Raw genomic sequence first — 16,981 nt, 5'->3', positions numbered from 1 at the left:
AGATTCAACTAGTTTGCAAGGGCAGCACCGGATGCTGCCTCGAACCTGTGAACCTATGGAGTACCTGTATGCGCAATGTCTTGTTTTCTTCCTTGCTAACTGCACTGCTTGCCACTTTTTCGATGGGCGCCATGGCCAATTCGCCAACGCCTCCGGCTGCCGCAACCCCCCAGGCGGCCGCGGCCGCGATGCAGCAATCTGTCGACAAGACCAATATCAACACGGCCGACGCCGATACCCTGCAAAAGAACCTGTCGGGAATCGGCGCCAACAAGGCCAGTGCCATCGTGGCGTACCGTGAGACCAACGGCAACTTCACTTCGGTCGATGAGCTGCTTGAAGTCAAGGGCGTCGGCAATACCCTGCTGGATCGCAATCGCGACAGAATCAGCATCGAGTAAATCCATTCCTGCGTACCAGAGGCCGATCATTGATCGGCCTTTTTGCGTCTGTGTGCCCCGTGAGCTGCCTTGACACATTGAATGTCGGTCGACATATTGACTGATTAAATGATGGTCAACATATGAAGGCCTGTCAAAGGGCTGCTCAAGGGGTCTATATGAGTGCGCGTCGCATTGTGATAACCGGCATGGGGCTGGTAACACCACTGGGAACCGGGCTTGAAACAGTCTGGCAACGCCTGCTGGCAGGGCGTTCGGGCATCGTCCGTTTGCCGGAAGACGTTGTACTGGACCTGCCGACAAAGGTAGGGGGGCGTGTACCTGGGCTTGACCAGGACAGTGTGGCCGGCTTCGATCCCGAGATGGCCGCGCCTGCCAAAGAGCAAAAGAAGATGGACCGTTTCATTCTGTTTGCCCTGGCCGCTGCCAGGCAGGCACTGAACCAGGCCGGTTGGGTCGCCGGCACCGAGGCCGAGCAGGAACGCACGGCGACGGTGATCGGTTCGGGGGTAGGCGGTTTCGGTTCGATTGCCGAAGCGGTGCGCATCACTGACAGCCGTGGTCCGCGTCGGCTATCGCCGTTCACGATTCCGTCTTTCCTGGTCAATCTGGCAGCAGGGCATGTGTCGATCCAGCACGGTTTCAAGGGGCCGCTCGGTGCGCCGGTGACGGCCTGTGCCGCCGGCGTGCAGGCAATTGGTGATGCGGCACGCATGATTCGTGACGGCGAGGCCGACATCGCGGTGTGTGGTGGTGCGGAGGCGGCCATTGATCGGGTCAGCCTGGCCGGTTTTGCTGCCGCCAGGGCGTTGTCCAGTGGTTTCAACGAAACACCCGAGCGGGCCTCGAGGCCGTTTGATCGCGACCGGGACGGTTTTGTCATGGGCGAGGGCGCCGGCATGCTGGTCATTGAGTCACTGGAGCATGCGCTGGCGCGGGGCGCCACGCCGATCGTCGAAATCGTCGGCTATGGCACCAGTGCCGATGCCTACCACCTGACGGCCGGCCCCGAGGACGGCAGCGGGGCGCAACGCGCCATGCGCGCGGCCCTTCGCCAGGCCGGCATCCAGGCCTCGCAGGTGCAGCATCTCAATGCCCATGCCACCTCGACCCCGGTCGGCGACAAGGGCGAGCTGGCGGCGATCAAGGCGGTGTTCGGCGAGCAGAGCGCGGTGGCGGTGACTTCAACCAAATCGGCCACCGGTCATCTGTTGGGCGCGGCCGGCGGCATCGAGGCGGTGTTCACCGCCCTGGCGATTCGTGACCAGAAGGTGCCCGCCACGCTGAACCTCGATCACCCGGATGAAGCGGCACAGGGTGTCGATATTGTGCAGGGTACGGCGCGTTCGATGCCGATCGAATACGCGCTGTCCAATGGCTTCGGTTTTGGCGGGGTCAACGCCAGCCTGCTGCTCAAGCGCTGGACGGCCTGATCAGCACTCGCGCTTGAGGCGCGCCGCAGTCGTTTGCAGAATGTGCTCTGACAGTTGCGGGTCTTGCACGCTGCGCGCCAGCATCAAGGCGCCCGCCATGGTCGAAAACATCATCAGGCTTCTGGTGCCGGCCTCGGGGCCTTGCAATTGGCTTTCGATAAACGCCAGGCGCAGACCCAGGGCTTGATCGGTCAAGGCGCTGGGTTGGCCCTGCTGACCCAGCTCGGCACACAAGGTCGGCAGTGGGCAGCCTTGTTCAGGGCGATCGCGGTGGGTGGCAGACAAGTACAGGTCGATAAATGCATGCAGCGGGTTTTCATCCGTCTGCAGCTCATCGACACGCATGCGCAATTGCTCGGCTGCGCAGTGCAGAGCCTGTTCAACCAGATCGTCCTTTGACTTGAAATGCGCATAAAAACCGCCGTGCGTCAGGCCCAGCGCCTTCATCAAGGGTTGCAGGCCCGTGGCAGTGATACCGTCGCGGCGAAAACGTGCCGCCGCTTCCTCGACGATTTTCTGGTGGGTCTGGGTCTTGTGCTCCTGGGTGTAACGCATGCAACGGCTCCTGATCAGGGCGCTTGATAAGGGTGCGACATTCTTGCATGGATCAGCCCTGATGATGCGCTGGCCGTGCATGAGACGCAGTAAAGGTGCTCGTAATCTTCACTGAAGTGCCCGATTAATGCGCTTTTGATCCGATAACTCTTGCTTTCCCTCGCTGATGGCGGAAAATCGCGACCCTGTTTTTCAGGGTGGGCGCCGCACTGCCACTCCTGGGGTGCCGGACCTTTCCGACACCCTGTTGCGGCGTCCTGCACTTGCGCTAACCGGCAACGGAGACACGACCGGATGAACGATCAGGCCAATGGCGTCGTAGAACGCCTGGATACAGCCCCCGCAGCCAGTACCGCGTGGAACCGTCACGATACCACCTGGATGCTCGGGCTGTTCGGCACCGCCATCGGCGCCGGCACTTTGTTTCTGCCCATCAGCGCCGGCATGGGCGGCTTCTGGCCGCTGCTGGCCCTGGCAGTACTGGCTTTTCCGATGACCTTCTATGCGCACCGCGGGCTGACCCGCTTCGTGCTCTCGGGTCGCAAGGGTGGCGACATTACTGACGTGGTCGAGGAGCATTTCGGCAAAGGCGCGGGTGCGCTGATCACCCTGCTGTATTTCTTCGCCATCTTCCCCATCCTGCTGATCTACAGCGTGGGCCTGACCAACACGGTCAGCAGTTTCCTGCAGAACCAGATGCACCTTGAGCCGCCGCCGCGTGCGCTGCTGTCCTTCGTGCTGATTCTCGGCCTGCTGGTGGTGGTGCGCTGCGGCGAGCGGGTGATCGTCAAGGTCATGAGCCTGATGGTCTATCCGTTCATTGTCTCGTTGCTGTTTCTGTCGGTGTTTCTGATTCCGCACTGGAACGGCGGCATTCTCAGCACCGCCAGTACCCTGCCCGAGCCTTCGAGTTTTCTGCCGGCGCTGTGGCTGGCCATTCCAGTGATGGTGTTCTCGTTCAATCACACGCCGATCATCTCGGCGTTTGCCGTTGACCAGAAGCGCCGCTACGGTGACCAGGCCGAAGTGCGCAGTTCGCAGATCCTGGCACGTGCGCACCTGTTGATGGTGTTCATGGTGCTGTTCTTCGTATTCAGCTGCGTACTGACCCTGTCGCCTGCGCAACTGGCCGAAGCCAAGGAACAGAACCTGTCGATCCTGTCTTACCTGGCCAACCATTTCCGCAACCCGACCATCGAGCTGGTGGCGCCGCTGATCGCGCTCGTGGCTATCTCCAAGTCGTTCCTGGGTCACTACATCGGCGCCAGCGAAGGCTTCAAGGGGCTGGTGCTCAAGTCCGGCCTGCGTCCCGGTGCCAAGGCCCTGGATCGCTTGACTGCACTGGCCATGCTGCTGGTGTGCTGGATCGTGGCCATCCTGAACCCGAGCATTCTGGGCATGATCGAAAAACTGGGCGGCCCGGTGATCTCGGTCCTGTTGTTCCTGATGCCGATGTACGCCATCCGCAAAGTGCCGGCCATGCGCCAATACGCCGGCAAGCTGTCCAACGCGTTCGTGGTGGCAGCCGGGGTCGTGGCCATCTCGGCACTGGTCTGGTCGCTGGCGCACTGACAGGGCATCGCAAAGCCCTGCCATCAGGCGGGGCTTTGTGACGGCGCTTCAGTTGGGGTGCAGGGGGCGGGTCATGTACATGATGCTGGCGTACTCATGGACGTACTGGCGGCCTGCATGACTGGTCAGGCGCAGTTGGTCGATCAGTAACTGCTCTTTCTTGCTCAGGTATCTCAACGCCGGACTTTCGCTGGACTTCAGGCGATCACGTTCATGGGCGTCAGGGAATGCAATGACGTTCGTCATGAAAAATCTCCTTGGGAATGGTCCTTGTCGTACTGCCCCGTCGCTTTCACGTAGTGCGCTCATATCGCACTTTAAACGTAGCGACGACGCACCTTACCCAGAAACTCCGTGCACGGGCAAGCCCGTAAATGCGGGGCCTGTCACAGCACCTGTGTGACGTCGAACACCTGGCGTTCACCGTTGACCACGATCGCGACCTCATCGCCTTCCAGTTTGCCCACCAGGCTCTGGCCCAAGGGTGCCCGAGCGGTGATGACCGTCACCAGGCAATCGTCCGCCTGGATTTTAAGCCCGGCGGCCTCCGGGCCGAGGAACAGATGGCGCACGTCGCCGCTGGCACTTTCCAGGGTCACCAGGTCACCCACCTGAATACCGCGTGACTGATCGAACGGCCTGGCCGGTGCCTGGCGGTACAGGGTCACGGCCTGACGGATTTCCTCGACGCGGCGCGCCTGCCCGGCGGCCAGATATGACGCCTCCAGGCCCAGCGTGTCGTACTTGTTCTCGGCAATGTTCTCTTCGTGGGTCGCCGCTTCATAAGCGGTCTGGGCCGCACGCTGGGCGATGTCCAGGTCGAACGCCAGGCGCTCGATGATCAACTGCAGCAGGTGGGTCTTGTTCATGGCTTATCCACAGAATTCGGTGACGCCGGCACGGCTCTTGTCGCTGGGCGCGGTACGGTCCTGCTGCAGCCAGAAATCGCACTTGGCACGGTTAAAGGTGTTCTTGCGCTGGCTGTCAGCGTATTCGCGGGCCTGGCGGGCTTCGCTTTCACGCAGGCTTTGCTGGTACTTGTCGAACAGCGCGCCGGGCTGGGTCTCGACCGGGGCGGCCGGTGGCTCGGTCAGGCGCTGGGCGGCCGCTTCCAGAGGGCGGGTCTGCTCGGCGGGCAGGGCCTTGTACAGCAGCAGGCCGGTCAGCACGACGGCCACCGCCCCCAGCCAGATGCCCAGGGCAATGCACAGGATCAGCTTGAGAGAGACATAGACTTCGCGACGATTGCTATGGGACGACATGGCGGTCACTTCCGGGCGCGGGACGACAGGGGGTAATTGTGCCATGAGCGGCGCTGGTGCAAGCGGCCGGATCTGACGGACAATCGACTTTTAATCTGCCTGGCCATACGGAGCCGTGATGCAAGCCTCTTGGGACATCTTTTGCGATGTCGTGGATAACTACGGTGATGCAGGCGTTACCTGGCGTCTGGCGCGCCAACTGGTCGCCGAGCACAACTGTGCCGTGCGCCTGTGGATCAACGACCTGGCCGCCTTTGTGCGCCTGTGTCCGCAGGCCGACGGTACCGCCGCTGTACAGTGGCAATGGGGGGTACAGATCTGTCACTGGTCCGAGCCCTGGCTGCCGACCTCCGTCCCCGATGGGGTACTCGAAGCCTTTGCCTGTCGCCTGCCGTCGGCCTATACCGAGTCCATGCTGCAGCGCAACCCCCGGCCATTGTGGCTGAACCTGGATTATCTGAGTGCCGAAGACTGGGTCAGCGGGTGTCATGGCCTGCCGTCGCCGCAGGCCAACGGGCTGAAGAAGTTCTTTTTCTTTCCCGGCTTCAACGACCGCACCGGTGGCCTGTTGCGCGAGCAGAACCTGATCGCGCAACGTCAGGCTTTTGTGACCGATCCTCAGGCGCAGCGCGATTTCCTGCAGGCGCTGGGCGTTAAACCTGAACCGGGTGCGCGGTTGATCTCGCTGTTCGCCTATGAGAACCCGCAGCTGGGCAGTTGGCTGGATGAACTGGCCGGCGAGGCCCGGGTTTCTCATTTGCTGGTGCCGCCAGGGCGCATTCTCGGGGATTTGCAGCGCTGGCTGGGGGAGGCGGACTTGCCGGTCGGCACCCTTCGTCGGCGCGGTGCCCTGACGGTGCAGATCGTACCGTTCGTCCCGCAGCAGGATTACGACCGTCTACTGTGGTGTTGTGACTTCAATGTCGTGCGCGGCGAAGACTCGTTCGTGCGGGCACAGTGGGCAGGAAGGCCGATGCTGTGGCACATTTATCAGCAGGACGGCGACGCGCATGAGCCCAAGCTTGATGCGTTTCTTGATCTTTACTGCGCCGGGCTTTCAGCCGAAGCCGCACAAGCCATGGCCGGGCTGTGGCGCTCCTGGAGCGCAGGCCAGCCGCTTGGCGAGTACTGGCGGCGCTTGTCCGGGCACTGGCCACAGATACGCCAACAGGCCGGCGTCTGGTGCCAACAGCAGGCATCAAGGCCTGATCTTGCGCAGGCGCTGGTACAGTTTTACCGAAATTCGCTATGATACGCGGCCTTGATATAAGGCTCTGTACGGAAACTGCCTGCGCAGGCTATTTCTCGTACAGAGCCTTTGGTTAATTCCATCCAATTTCGGATATATGCAATGAAAACTGGTAAAGAGCTGAAACCCGGTACCGTGATCCGTATCGACAACGATCCTTGGCTGGTGCAAAAGGCCGAGTTCACCAAGTCCGGTCGTAACAGCGCCATCATGAAGACCAAGCTGAAGAACCTGCTGACCGGTTACAAGACCGAGACCGTGTACGGTGCAGACGACAAGCTGGACGACGTGATTCTGGACCGCAAGGAAGCCACCCTGTCTTTCATCAGCGGTGACACCTATACGTTCATGGACACCACTGACTACACCATGTACGAACTGAACGCCGAAGACATCGAGTCCGTTCTGCCTTTCGTCGAAGAAGGCATGACCGACGTCTGCGAAGCCGTGTTCTTCGAAGAGCGCCTGGTTTCGGTAGAACTGCCGACCACCATCGTGCGCCAGATCGACTACACCGAAGGTTCCGCTCGTGGCGACACGTCGGGCAAGGTCATGAAGCCTGCCAAACTGAAAAACGGCACCGAGCTGAGCGTGGCTGACTTCATCGAGATCGGCGACATGATCGAGATCGACACCCGCGAAGGCGGTTCCTACAAAGGCCGTGCCAAATAAGCACTGCTTTGTAAGCGCCCACAAAAAAGCCCGCAATGATTGCGGGCTTTTTTGTGCCTGGTGTTTGATCAGACCGTGACGTGCAGGCGCACATCGACATTGCCACGGGTGGCGTTGGAGTACGGGCACACCAGGTGGGCGGCATCGACCAGTTGCTGGGCGTCAGCCTGCTCCAGGCCGGGCAGGTTGATGTGCAGGTCGATGTCCAGGCCAAAACCGCCAGGGATCTGGCCGATGCCGACATGGGCGGTGATCGACGCATCGGCCGGGATGCTGCGCTTGGCTTGTCCTGCAACGAATTTCAGGGCACCAATGAAACAGGCCGAGTAACCGGCGGCAAACAGCTGCTCAGGGTTGGTGGCTGCACCGCCTGCACCGCCGAGTTCCTTGGGCGTGGCCAGCTTGACGTCGAGAATCTGGTCGCTGGAAATCGCACGACCGTCACGGCCACCGGTGGATGTGGCAACAGCAGTGTAGAGCGCTTGCATGGCATGTCCTCGCAGGAGTGGTGTTGCGCGCTAAAGTTTAGCGCGCTAACTGAATGTGAGGCGACTGTACTCCGTGATTAGTTTGCGCGCAAGTTAATTTTTGAAAATGTGGACTGTGGTTGTAGGAGCGCGCTTGCCCGCGACCGGCTGCGTTAGCAGTCGTAAATTTGTGGCGTTTGGCAGATTTTGCGAGCGCTTCGCACTCGGTCGCGGGCAAGCGCGCTCCTACAAGGCCATGTCAGCCGCAGAGAGGCGGCACGTTATTCGGGTTTGATGAGGACGGGCAGGTCAGAAGCTGTAGGTCCCTGTCACTACCACGCTGCGCGGGTCACCCAAACGGATCTGGGCGGCGCTGGTGGCCGAGCTGTAATAGGTTCGGTCATTGATGTTGTTCAGCGCCGCCCGCAGGTCCCAGTCCTTCTGGCGGTAGCCGGCCAGCGCGTCCCAGCGGCCATAGCCGGGCAGGACCGTTGTGTTCTGGTTGTCGGCATAACGCTGGCCGACCAGGGTCAGGCCGCTTTCGGCGTACCAGCCCATTTCCGGTTTCCAGGTCACGAACAGGCTGGCGTTGCGCTTGGCAACGTTACTGACCCGATTGCCCTCAAGGCCGTTGTTGTCCTCGACGATCGTCGCGTCCTGCAGGCCGATGCCACCGCGCATCGACCAGTGGCCACCCAGTTGACCGGTGGCCGTCAGTTCGATGCCGCGCGAGCGCTGCAGGCCCGACAGCAGGGTCAGGCCCGGATTGTCCGGGTCGCTGGTGCGACGGTTATAGAGTTCCAGCTCGTAGACGGCCAGGGTGGTGCTGAGGCGATCATCCAGCCAGTCGCTCTTGACGCCGATTTCCTTCTGCTTGGTCAACTCCGGGCTCAGGTCATTGGTGTTGCCCGTGGCCCCCGGCGTAATGCCGATCAGGCCACCGCCGACCGGCGAGAAGGTCTTGGTCCAGGAAGCGTAGAACGAGTGATCGACCAGCGGCGTCCAGACCACGCCCACCCGCGGGCTGGTGCTGTGGCTGTCGCGTTCTTCATGGATATTGCGCAGACGGTTGGTGGTCTCGACCTCGAAGCGGTCGTAGCGCAGGCCACCCAGCAGTTGCCACTGATCGTTGAGGCGCAATTGATCCTGCACATACAGGGCACGGCTTTCCACTTCGGTGTAGTTGCTGCTTGAAGGCGTCATCAGGCCGGTATGGCGCTGGTTGCGGTCAGGGTTGAAGAGATTCAGCGAGGGCACCGGCTGGCTGCCCGCGCCACTGGTCGCTGCGGTGTACAGCTTGGGATCACGCCGCTGGCTGCCGGTTTCGATGCCGGTGAGCAGGCGATGCTCCAGGCCAAAGGTGTCGACGCTGCCTTCGAACTCGATGTTATTGAAGACATTGCGGGTGCGCAGGTCCTGCTGCCAGTGCTGGCGGGTGACCCGGCCGGTGGTGGCGTCATAGGCGGTCTGGTAGGTGTTGTCGAAATCGCTGTCGAGCTTGAACACGCCCAGGGTCTGGCGTACCTGCCAATTGTCGTTGAGTTCATAACTCAAGCGTGAGCGCAGCGATTGCGCCTTGTCATCGATGAAGTCGCCGCTGCTGCCATAGGTGGTGTCACGCCCGACATCAGCCGGACGCCCGTCGACGCCCGGGATGCCGCGATCCGGGGTGCGGTCGAAGCGGCTGTATTCGTACTGCACCAGCCAGTTCAGGCGTGGGGTGAGTTGCCAGCTCATCGAGGGGGCGAACAATTGCCGATGGCTGGAAATGTCATCGCGAAAACTGTTGCTGTCCATGTTGCCCATGTTCAGGCGCAGGCTGATGGTCTCGCTGGGGTCGGCGCTCAGGTCGGCATACAGGCTGCGCAGGTCTTCGCTGCCGCCCTGGGCTTCGATCGTCGAGCGACGCCCGGCCTGCGGGGTCTTGCTGACCCGGTTGACGATGCCGCCCTGGCTGCCGCGTCCGTAAAGCACGGCTGCCGGCCCCTTGAGCACCTCGAGCCGCTCGATATTATGCAGGTCGCGCACGTACTGGCTGTCGTCGCGAATGCCGTCCAGATAAAAGTCGTTACTGGCATCGAAGCCGCGAATGCGCAGGCCATCGAAGCGGGTGTCGGCGCTGTTGCTGACGTTGGGCAGGCCGCTCAAGGCCGTGCCCAGGTCCTGGGTACCGTAATCGAGCACATTGGCGGTCTTGACCGTATCGATGGCCTGCGGCACATAGCGCACAGGCGTCGAAGTACGGGTCGCGGTGCTGACCTCCTTGACCCTGGGACTGGATTCGTCCTGTTCAACGTCGGCGTTGATCGATGTGGCAGGCAGGGAGGTCGGGGCAGCACAGGCAAGGCCGGCACCGAGCAAGGCCGAAATACCAAGGGCCAGCGGCGTAAGGCGGGAAGGGGCAGACATGGGGTGATGCATCCTGAGTGTGGGGCATTATGATTTTAGGATGCGAATGGTAATGCTTGCTATTTGCTGCTGCTAAGCCTTCTTTTTCCACTGTGTTACACAGTTGTTACAGGGTGTGTCTTGGTCGCCGGTAAAGGTTATCCTAGACACATTCTGCCTTTGGCGGGTCTTGCTGTCTGGACGCGGTCTACAAGTGCTTTTGCAAACTGTCACGCAGACCCAGCAGTTGTTCTTGCAGCTCGCGCAGCGTGTCCAGTTCCAGCCCGCTGGCCGAAAGAATGCAATTGGGGACGCTGAGGGCTTTGTGCTGCAAGGCACGGCCTTGCTCGGTCAGGTGCAATAACACCACACGCTCATCCTGTTTACTGCGTGTACGGTTGATCAGGCCTTCGCTTTCGAGGCGCTTGAGCAAGGGTGTCAGTGAGCCGGGATCGGTCAGCAGACGCGTGCTGACGTCGCCTACGGTCAGGCCATCCTGTTCCCAAAGCACCAGCATGGCCAGGTATTGTGGATAGGTCAGGCCCAGTGCCTGGAGCAGGGGCTTGTAGACCTTGGTCATCGACAATGAAGTGGAATACAGCGCGAAACACAACTGGTTATCCAGGCGCAGTGCATCGCAGGCAGGGGTGTCGTCGGTTTTTGGGCCAGTCATGGGTTATCCAGGGCAGTAGCGAATAATAGGTTTAATTTAGTGCTGCGATCTTTAATGCGCCAGATAATTCATCGGCGCAGGGATAGGCAGGCTGTGATGTCTTGACTGTTTTATCGAGGAAACCCAGTGATTGAGGTGGTGATGTTCATCGTGCTCGGGGCCGCCATGGGCACCCTGGGCGGCTTGTTCGGGATTGGTGGCGGGCTGGTGGCGATTCCGGCGCTGGGTGTGCTGTTCGGCCTGGACCAGCAACTGGCCCAGGGCACGGCCTTGTTGATGGTGTTGCCTAATGTGTTGCTGGCACTCTGGCGTTACAATCAGCGCAACCGGATCCGCCTCAGGCATGCCTTGCAGTTGATCGTGCCCAGCTTTGTCTTTGCCTGGATCACATCGCTGTGGGCGGTGCGCCTGGACCCGCAAGGCATGCGTCTGGCCTTTGTGCTGTTCTTGCTGGTGCTGATTGTTTTCAATCTGATGCAGATGGTGCGCAGCAGCGCACGCGTGGGTGCCGGTCTCAGGCATGAGCGCCGGTTGTGGATGCTGGGCATCGTGTCGGGCGTGACTGGCGGTCTGTTCGGGGTCGGCGGCGGTGTGGTGGCCACACCGGTTCTTACCAGTGTGTTCGGCACCAGCCAGGTGGTGGCCCAGGGCCTGGCACTGGCGCTGGCAGCCCCCAGCACCGGCATTACCTTGCTGACCTATGCCTGGCACCAGCATGTCGACTGGCACATGGGCATACCGTTGGCCATCGGCGGCCTGGCCAGTATCAGCTGGGGCGTCAAGCTGGCCCATTCGCTGCCCGAGCGGCGGTTGCGCACCCTGTTCTGCGTGTTTCTGATGTTCTGTGCTGCGGCCCTGGCCTTGAAGGGCTAGAGCGCAGCGTGAAGCTTGCAGCTGTGCGTGCTCAGGCACGCACGCCCTTGAGGGTGTCGGCAATCAGGAAGGCCAGTTCCAGCGACTGGTCGGCGTTCATGCGCGGGTCGCAGTGGGTGTGGTAGCGATCCGACAGGCCGTCTTCGGTGATCGGGCGCGCGCCCCCAATGCATTCGGTGACGTTCTGCCCGGTCATCTCGATATGAATGCCGCCGGCATGCGTGCCTTCGGCCTGGTGCACCTGGAAGAATTGCTTCACTTCGCTGAGGATCTGCGCAAAGTCCCGGGTCTTGTAACCGCTGCTGGCCTTGATCGTGTTGCCATGCATCGGGTCCGAACTCCACAGCACCTGGCGGCCTTCGCGTTCGACGGCGCGAATCAGGGCCGGCAGATGGTCGCCGACCTTGTCGGCACCCATGCGCGCGATCAGGTTCAGGCGTCCGGGGTCATTGTCCGGGTTGAGCACATCGATCAGGCGGATCAGGTCTTCGGTGTTCATGCTCGGTCCGACCTTGACGCCGATAGGGTTGTGCACCCCACGCAAGAATTCGACATGCGCGCCGTCCAGTTGCCGGGTACGGTCGCCGATCCACAGCATGTGCGCCGAGCAGTCGTAGAAATCCTGGGTCAGGCTGTCGCGGCGCACGAAGGCTTCTTCGTAATTGAGCAGCAGGGCTTCATGGGCGGTGAAAAAGCTGGTTTCGCGCAGTTGCGGCGCGGTGTCCAGGCCGCAGGCGCGCATGAATGCCAGGGTTTCGTCGATGCGGTCGGCCAGTTGTCCGTACTTTTGCGCCAGCGCCGAGTTGGCGATGAAGTCCAGGTTCCACTGGTGCACCTGGTGCAGGTCGGCAAAGCCGCCCTGGGCAAAGGCGCGCAGCAGGTTGAGGGTGGCGGTGGACTGGTGATACGCCTGCAGCAGGCGATCGGGGTCCGGTACGCGGCTTTTGCTATCAAAGCCGATGCTATTGACGATATCGCCGCGGTAGGCGGGCAGGGTGACGCCCTCGAGGGTTTCATCGTTGGACGAGCGAGGCTTGGCAAACTGCCCGGCCATGCGCCCGACCTTGACCACCGGGCAACCGGCGGCAAAGGTCATGACAATCGCCATCTGCAGCAATACCTTGAAGGTGTCGCGAATCTTGGCGGCTGAAAATTCGGCGAAGCTCTCGGCGCAATCGCCGCCTTGCAACAGAAACGCACGGCCCTGGGTGACCTCGGCAAACTGGCGACGCAGCTCGCGGGCTTCGCCGGCAAACACCAGCGGCGGAAAACTGGCCAGGCTCTGCTCGACCCGCTGCACATGCGCGGCATCGGGGTAGAGGGGTTGCTGCTGGATCGGCAAGGCTCGCCAGCTGTCCGGGCTCCATGTTGGCTTCATTGTAAGCACTCTTTATCAGGGCTGATCGAAAGCGGCATGGTAGGGGCTGTTGCCATTGCATCACAACCGCGCCGAGGCCTGTTTGCCGCTTGCTGCGTCGACAAAACCGCCCGCTTGGTCGACAATTCCCGTTTTGCGCGTGGCCTTTGCACGCGCGCGCCGCCAGGAGAGGTCATGACCCACGAGCGTGAAGAGCGGGTTCTGGCTGAAGTCCATGATGACTTCGGCAAGATTCGCGTACTGGAAGTGGACGACTACCGTTTCCTCGAATTCGGCGATGCCATCGAGCAAAGCTGTACCTTCACCGCCGATCCCAGCTGGCTGGAATACGACTACACCCGTGCCATGCTGGTCGGTGCGTTGTGCCACGAGGCGCCGGACAGTGCCTTGTTTCTCGGCCTGGGTGCCGGCACCCTGACCCAGGCCTGCCTGAAGTTCCTGCCGCTGGAAGATGTCGAGGCGATCGAACTGCGCCCTGAGGTGCCACGCCTGGCCATGGAATACATGGGGCTGGACGATGACCCGCGCCTGTACGTGCGTATCGGTGATGCTCTGGAACTGCTTGAGACGGCAGAGCCCGCCGACCTGATCTTCGTCGACCTGTATACCGATGTCGGCCCTGGTGTCGGGCACCTGGCCTGGGTGTTTCTGGAGAATTGCCAGAAACGCCTGAATCCTGGTGGCTGGCTGATCATCAACCAGTGGGCAGCCGATGACGGCCGACCCTTGGGCGCTGCGTTGTTTCGCGGTCTCTACCATCGGCACTACTGGGAGCTGCCGGTCAAGGAGGGCAACGTCATTCTGATTGTGCCGGCCGATCTGGATCAGGAACTGTGCAAGGAATCGCTGATCGAGCGCGCCGAGGCCCTGGCGCCGCGTCTTGGCTACTCGCTGCAGGCCCTGATCCGCGACCTGCGCCCGGCGACCTGAACAAAGGCTGTAAAACCGTTCAACGGGCGAGGCATTTTGTCGCGCCCGACCAACGGTGAGGGGCCGGCTTTTTCGCCGAACATGAATCGTTTTAGCAGGCGCAGCCGGATAATCGCCCTTGTGTCACTGGTCATGGCACAGAAAGTCGGTATGAACACGCATTAAACAGGCGTGGTGGACGCAAGTATTCATAAAAAAACCCTCACTTTTTCCGCTAATTCCGGTATAGTGCGCGCCGGCCTTTACAGGGCCGTTATCCAGGCGATGCACTCACCGGAGCCTGCTTCGGTGGCATGTTCGTAACGCGAACTACCCTGGTTAATCCATTCATCAATTGTTTTCGCAAATCCCCGCCACAAAGCAGCCAGGGTGACTCTTGAGTCGTACACGGCACGCGCAGCTTTGCAGCATGGGTCTTTGCGGATGCACCAGAGGCAGACCCATGACCCAGGAAATTGGCGGCTTCGCCGCTCTCGACCTTCATCCAAGTATTGTTGCCGCCGTCATCGCGACAGGCTACGAAGAGCCTTCGGCGATTCAGCAGCAATCGATCCCTATTATCCTTGCCGGCCACGACATGATCGGCCAGGCGCAGACAGGTACCGGTAAGACCGCTGCCTTCGCTCTGCCTATCCTGAGCCGTATCGACCCGAGCAAGCGTGAGCCCCAGGCCCTGATCCTGGCGCCCACCCGCGAGCTGGCCCTGCAAGTGGCCACCGCTTTTGAAACCTACGCCAAGCAGATGCCAGGCGTGAACGTCGTGGCCGTCTACGGCGGTGCACCGATGGGCCCGCAGCTCAAGGCCATCCGCAACGGCGCGCAAATCGTCGTCGCCACCCCGGGCCGCCTTTGCGACCACCTGCGTCGTGACGAAAAAGTCCTCGCCACCGTGAACCACCTGGTTCTCGACGAGGCTGACGAAATGCTCAAGCTGGGCTTCATGGATGACCTTGAAGTCATCTTCAAGGCCATGCCTGAAACCCGTCAGACCGTCCTGTTCTCGGCCACCCTGCCGCAGTCGATCCGTGCCATCGCCGAACGCCACCTGCGCGATCCGAAGCACGTCAAGATCCAGACCAAGACCCAGACCGTCACCAAGATCGAGCAGGCTCACCTGCTGGTTCACGCTGACCAGAAGACCAACGCCGTCCTGAGCCTGCTGGAAGTCGAAGACTTCGACGCCCTGATCATGTTCGTGCGTACCAAGCAGGCCACCCTGGACCTGGCCAGCGCCCTGGAAGCCAAAGGCTACAAGGCTGCTGCCCTGAACGGTGACATTGCCCAGAACCAGCGTGAGCGCGTCATCGACTCGCTCAAGGACGGTCGCCTGGACATCGTGGTTGCCACCGACGTCGCCGCTCGCGGCCTGGACGTTCCGCGCATCACCCACGTGTTCAACGTCGACATGCCGTACGATCCTGAATCCTACGTTCACCGTATCGGCCGTACCGGCCGTGCCGGTCGCGAAGGCCGTGCGCTGCTGCTGGTCACCCCGCGTGAACGCCGCATGCTGCAGGTCATCGAGCGTGTGACTGGCCAGAAGGTTGCCGAAGTTCGCCTGCCGGACGCCGAGACCATTCTGAGCGCCCGTATCAAGAAGCTGACCAACAGCCTGACGCCGCTGGTGGCCGATGCCGAAGCCAGCCATGGTGAACTGCTCGACCGCCTGACCGTCGACATCGGTTGCTCGCCGCGTGCCCTGGCTGCGGCCCTGCTGCGCAAGGCCACCCTCGGCCAGGCGCTGACCATGGCTGACATCGAGCGTGAGCGTCCGCTGGTGCCGAACAACGCCCCGCGTGGCGATCGCCCTGAGCGTTCCGGTGCTGACCGTGCCGATCGCGGTGACCGTCCAGAGCGCGAGCGTCGTGCGCCGCTGCCACTGGCCGAAGGCCGTGCCCGTTGCCGTACCGCGCTGGGTGCGCGTGACGGTATCGCCGCCAAGAACCTGCTCGGCGCCATCCTCAACGAAGGTGGCCTGGCCCGTGACGCGATCGGTCGTATCCAGATTCGTGACAGCTTCAGCCTGGTTGAACTGCCGGAAGAAGGCCTGGAGCGTCTGCTGACCAAGCTCAAGGACACCCGCGTCGCCGGTAAGCAATTGAAGCTGCGCCGGTATCGTGAAGACTGATCCAGTCTGAATGAAAAAATCCCCGACTGGTTCGGGGATTTTTTTTGCCTGTGTATTGCATGCGGGCCGCATGACACGCCCGGCCGGTCCTGCCCGTAGGAGCGGCTTCAGCCGCAAACAGCACAGACCTGGCGTCGCCTGCGTCCCGGCTGAAGCGGGTTGCCGCCCGGCCGGTCCTGCAGGTAAAGCGCCGCCTTTTCGGCTCAGCCAAAACGATAGATATCCATCCCCAGTGCGCCCAGGGTAAAGCCCTGGTGCGCAATGCTGAACGCACCCCCGGCGCCGCGGGCGAAGTACAGTGGCAGCAGGTGTTCGTCGCTGGGGTGGTTGCGCACAGCGTGCGGTGCCAGGCGCCGATAATCGTGCAGGGCCGCTTCATCATCGCGCACCAGGTGCTCGATCATCCAGTCGCGAAACGCCAAGGCCCAGTCGGTGGCGTGTTCGGGGCCGGCCTGCCAGTCCAGTTCGCGCAGATTGTGGGTGATGCTGCCGGAGCCGATGATCAGGATCCCTTGCTCACGCAGCCCGGCCAGCGCCTTGCCCACCTGCGTCTGCAGCGCAGGACCCTGGCGGCTTGGCAATGACACTTGTACGATCGGGATATCGGCCTGCGGGTACATCAGCGACAGAGGCACCCAGACGCCATGGTCGAACGGTCGCTGGCGGTCGAACTGCACCGGCAGGTCAGCGGCTTCAAGCAGCCTTGCAACCTCGAGAGACACCTCAGGCGCGCCCTGGGCCGGGTACTGCACGGCAAACAGTGCCGGTGGAAAGCCACCGAAGTCGTGCCAGGTGTCCGGTTGCGGATTGCTGTTGATGCTCAGGTGAGCGCTTTCCCAGTGTGCCGAGACGATGACAATAGCGCGTGGGCGGGGCCATTCGGCTGCCAGGCGGGCCAGCGCCGGGCCACTGGCGCCAGGCTCCAGCGCCAGCATGGGCGAGCCGTGGGAAATGAACAGGCTGGGAAACATGAGCGACGTCCTGAAGATGAGCGATGGTC

General features: G+C 61.7%; 17 protein-coding genes. 8 read left to right on the top strand and 9 right to left on the bottom strand.

The genetic code is table 11. The features are described 5' to 3' along the window. Positions 1-68: 68 nt before the first annotated feature. Both DGA31_RS06535 and fabF read left to right on the top strand, forming a co-directional pair. A complete protein-coding gene (locus tag DGA31_RS06535) occupies positions 69-401 on the top strand; it encodes a ComEA family DNA-binding protein (RefSeq protein WP_109511987.1) in 333 nt (110 codons plus the stop codon). A gap of 158 nt (positions 402-559) precedes the next feature. After that, positions 560-1,834, top strand: a complete 1,275-nt coding sequence (gene fabF / locus DGA31_RS06530; RefSeq protein WP_056838294.1) for a beta-ketoacyl-ACP synthase II — start codon at positions 560-562, stop codon at positions 1,832-1,834. Here fabF and DGA31_RS06525 read toward each other — a convergent pair whose 3' ends face one another. Beyond that, on the bottom strand, positions 1,835-2,389 hold the full coding sequence (locus DGA31_RS06525) for a TetR/AcrR family transcriptional regulator (protein WP_109511986.1): 555 nt from the start codon (positions 2,387-2,389) through the stop codon (positions 1,835-1,837). 294 nt (positions 2,390-2,683) lie between these two features. On the opposite strand from DGA31_RS06525, the gene DGA31_RS06520 reads away from it, so the two are divergent. Then, complete coding sequence (locus tag DGA31_RS06520; RefSeq protein WP_109511985.1) at positions 2,684-3,961, top strand: serine/threonine transporter; 1,278 nt, start codon at positions 2,684-2,686, stop codon at positions 3,959-3,961. A gap of 48 nt (positions 3,962-4,009) precedes the next feature. Here the strand turns inward: DGA31_RS06520 and DGA31_RS06515 are convergent, their stop codons facing one another. The 3 genes from DGA31_RS06515 to DGA31_RS06505 all read right to left on the bottom strand — a co-directional run bounded on the left by DGA31_RS06515 (position 4,010) and on the right by DGA31_RS06505 (position 5,223). Next, positions 4,010-4,207 (bottom strand): hypothetical protein, encoded by a 198-nt coding sequence (locus DGA31_RS06515; RefSeq protein WP_056838301.1) that lies wholly within the window; start codon positions 4,205-4,207, stop codon positions 4,010-4,012. A 140-nt stretch (positions 4,208-4,347) separates the two neighbouring features. Continuing rightward, on the bottom strand, positions 4,348-4,830 hold the full coding sequence (locus tag DGA31_RS06510) for a GreA/GreB family elongation factor (RefSeq protein ID WP_056838303.1): 483 nt from the start codon (positions 4,828-4,830) through the stop codon (positions 4,348-4,350). A 3-nt stretch (positions 4,831-4,833) separates the two neighbouring features. Next, entirely contained in the window at positions 4,834-5,223 is a 390-nt protein-coding gene (locus DGA31_RS06505; RefSeq protein WP_109511984.1) for a hypothetical protein, read from the bottom strand. Positions 5,224-5,341: 118 nt separating this feature from the next. Here DGA31_RS06505 and earP point away from each other — a divergent pair, with 118 nt between their 5' ends. Next, a complete protein-coding gene (gene earP, locus DGA31_RS06500) occupies positions 5,342-6,475 on the top strand; it encodes an elongation factor P maturation arginine rhamnosyltransferase EarP (protein ID WP_109511983.1) in 1,134 nt (377 codons plus the stop codon). Positions 6,476-6,574: 99 nt separating this feature from the next. After that, positions 6,575-7,144, top strand: a complete 570-nt coding sequence (locus DGA31_RS06495) for an elongation factor P (RefSeq protein ID WP_056838310.1) — start codon at positions 6,575-6,577, stop codon at positions 7,142-7,144. Positions 7,145-7,212: 68 nt separating this feature from the next. On the opposite strand, the gene DGA31_RS06490 is transcribed toward DGA31_RS06495, so the two are convergent. From DGA31_RS06490 to DGA31_RS06480, 3 genes are all read right to left on the bottom strand, one after another. Then, on the bottom strand, positions 7,213-7,632 hold the full coding sequence (locus DGA31_RS06490; protein ID WP_056838312.1) for an organic hydroperoxide resistance protein: 420 nt from the start codon (positions 7,630-7,632) through the stop codon (positions 7,213-7,215). 288 nt (positions 7,633-7,920) lie between these two features. Then, positions 7,921-10,020, bottom strand: coding sequence for a TonB-dependent receptor (locus DGA31_RS06485; protein WP_056838314.1), 2,100 nt, complete (start codon positions 10,018-10,020; stop codon positions 7,921-7,923). 187 nt (positions 10,021-10,207) lie between these two features. Continuing rightward, positions 10,208-10,672, bottom strand: coding sequence for a MarR family winged helix-turn-helix transcriptional regulator (locus tag DGA31_RS06480; RefSeq protein ID WP_109511982.1), 465 nt, complete (start codon positions 10,670-10,672; stop codon positions 10,208-10,210). Between the two features lie 126 nt (positions 10,673-10,798). On the opposite strand from DGA31_RS06480, the gene DGA31_RS06475 reads away from it, so the two are divergent. Then, positions 10,799-11,545: a sulfite exporter TauE/SafE family protein gene (locus DGA31_RS06475; RefSeq protein ID WP_056838317.1), complete on the top strand. Its 747-nt coding sequence runs from the start codon at positions 10,799-10,801 to the stop codon at positions 11,543-11,545. Positions 11,546-11,576: 31 nt separating this feature from the next. Here the strand turns inward: DGA31_RS06475 and DGA31_RS06470 are convergent, their stop codons facing one another. Further along, positions 11,577-12,923: a class II 3-deoxy-7-phosphoheptulonate synthase gene (locus tag DGA31_RS06470; protein ID WP_109511981.1), complete on the bottom strand. Its 1,347-nt coding sequence runs from the start codon at positions 12,921-12,923 to the stop codon at positions 11,577-11,579. A gap of 174 nt (positions 12,924-13,097) precedes the next feature. Here DGA31_RS06470 and DGA31_RS06465 point away from each other — a divergent pair, with 174 nt between their 5' ends. Together DGA31_RS06465 and DGA31_RS06455 are read left to right on the top strand one after the other, a co-directional pair. Next, positions 13,098-13,853, top strand: coding sequence for a spermidine synthase (locus tag DGA31_RS06465; RefSeq protein ID WP_109511980.1), 756 nt, complete (start codon positions 13,098-13,100; stop codon positions 13,851-13,853). 442 nt (positions 13,854-14,295) lie between these two features. Then, positions 14,296-15,981 (top strand): DEAD/DEAH box helicase, encoded by a 1,686-nt coding sequence (locus tag DGA31_RS06455; protein WP_056838323.1) that lies wholly within the window; start codon positions 14,296-14,298, stop codon positions 15,979-15,981. A gap of 203 nt (positions 15,982-16,184) precedes the next feature. Here DGA31_RS06455 and DGA31_RS06450 read toward each other — a convergent pair whose 3' ends face one another. Continuing rightward, complete coding sequence (locus DGA31_RS06450) at positions 16,185-16,952, bottom strand: DODA-type extradiol aromatic ring-opening family dioxygenase (protein WP_109511979.1); 768 nt, start codon at positions 16,950-16,952, stop codon at positions 16,185-16,187. Positions 16,953-16,981: the final 29 nt, after the last annotated feature.

This window comes from Pseudomonas ovata (genome assembly GCF_003131185.1).
Lineage (GTDB): Bacteria > Pseudomonadota > Gammaproteobacteria > Pseudomonadales > Pseudomonadaceae > Aquipseudomonas > Aquipseudomonas ovata.
Note: the sequence above shows the minus strand (reverse complement) of the source record. Positions and strands in the feature narration are given on the sequence as shown.

Coding starts and splice junctions, on each gene's coding strand:
- DGA31_RS06490 (WP_056838312.1), bottom strand. CDS start 7,632: ATGCAAGCGCTCTACACTGCTGTTGCCACATCCACCGGTGGCCGTGAC.
- DGA31_RS06535 (WP_109511987.1), top strand. CDS start 69: ATGCGCAATGTCTTGTTTTCTTCCTTGCTAACTGCACTGCTTGCCACT.
- DGA31_RS06520 (WP_109511985.1), top strand. CDS start 2,684: ATGAACGATCAGGCCAATGGCGTCGTAGAACGCCTGGATACAGCCCCC.
- DGA31_RS06480 (WP_109511982.1), bottom strand. CDS start 10,672: ATGACTGGCCCAAAAACCGACGACACCCCTGCCTGCGATGCACTGCGC.
- fabF (WP_056838294.1), top strand. CDS start 560: ATGAGTGCGCGTCGCATTGTGATAACCGGCATGGGGCTGGTAACACCA.
- DGA31_RS06510 (WP_056838303.1), bottom strand. CDS start 4,830: ATGAACAAGACCCACCTGCTGCAGTTGATCATCGAGCGCCTGGCGTTC.
- DGA31_RS06455 (WP_056838323.1), top strand. CDS start 14,296: ATGACCCAGGAAATTGGCGGCTTCGCCGCTCTCGACCTTCATCCAAGT.
- DGA31_RS06465 (WP_109511980.1), top strand. CDS start 13,098: ATGACCCACGAGCGTGAAGAGCGGGTTCTGGCTGAAGTCCATGATGAC.
- DGA31_RS06515 (WP_056838301.1), bottom strand. CDS start 4,207: ATGACGAACGTCATTGCATTCCCTGACGCCCATGAACGTGATCGCCTG.
- DGA31_RS06450 (WP_109511979.1), bottom strand. CDS start 16,952: ATGTTTCCCAGCCTGTTCATTTCCCACGGCTCGCCCATGCTGGCGCTG.
- DGA31_RS06485 (WP_056838314.1), bottom strand. CDS start 10,020: ATGTCTGCCCCTTCCCGCCTTACGCCGCTGGCCCTTGGTATTTCGGCC.
- DGA31_RS06470 (WP_109511981.1), bottom strand. CDS start 12,923: ATGAAGCCAACATGGAGCCCGGACAGCTGGCGAGCCTTGCCGATCCAG.
- DGA31_RS06495 (WP_056838310.1), top strand. CDS start 6,575: ATGAAAACTGGTAAAGAGCTGAAACCCGGTACCGTGATCCGTATCGAC.
- DGA31_RS06505 (WP_109511984.1), bottom strand. CDS start 5,223: ATGTCGTCCCATAGCAATCGTCGCGAAGTCTATGTCTCTCTCAAGCTG.
- DGA31_RS06525 (WP_109511986.1), bottom strand. CDS start 2,389: ATGCGTTACACCCAGGAGCACAAGACCCAGACCCACCAGAAAATCGTC.
- earP (WP_109511983.1), top strand. CDS start 5,342: ATGCAAGCCTCTTGGGACATCTTTTGCGATGTCGTGGATAACTACGGT.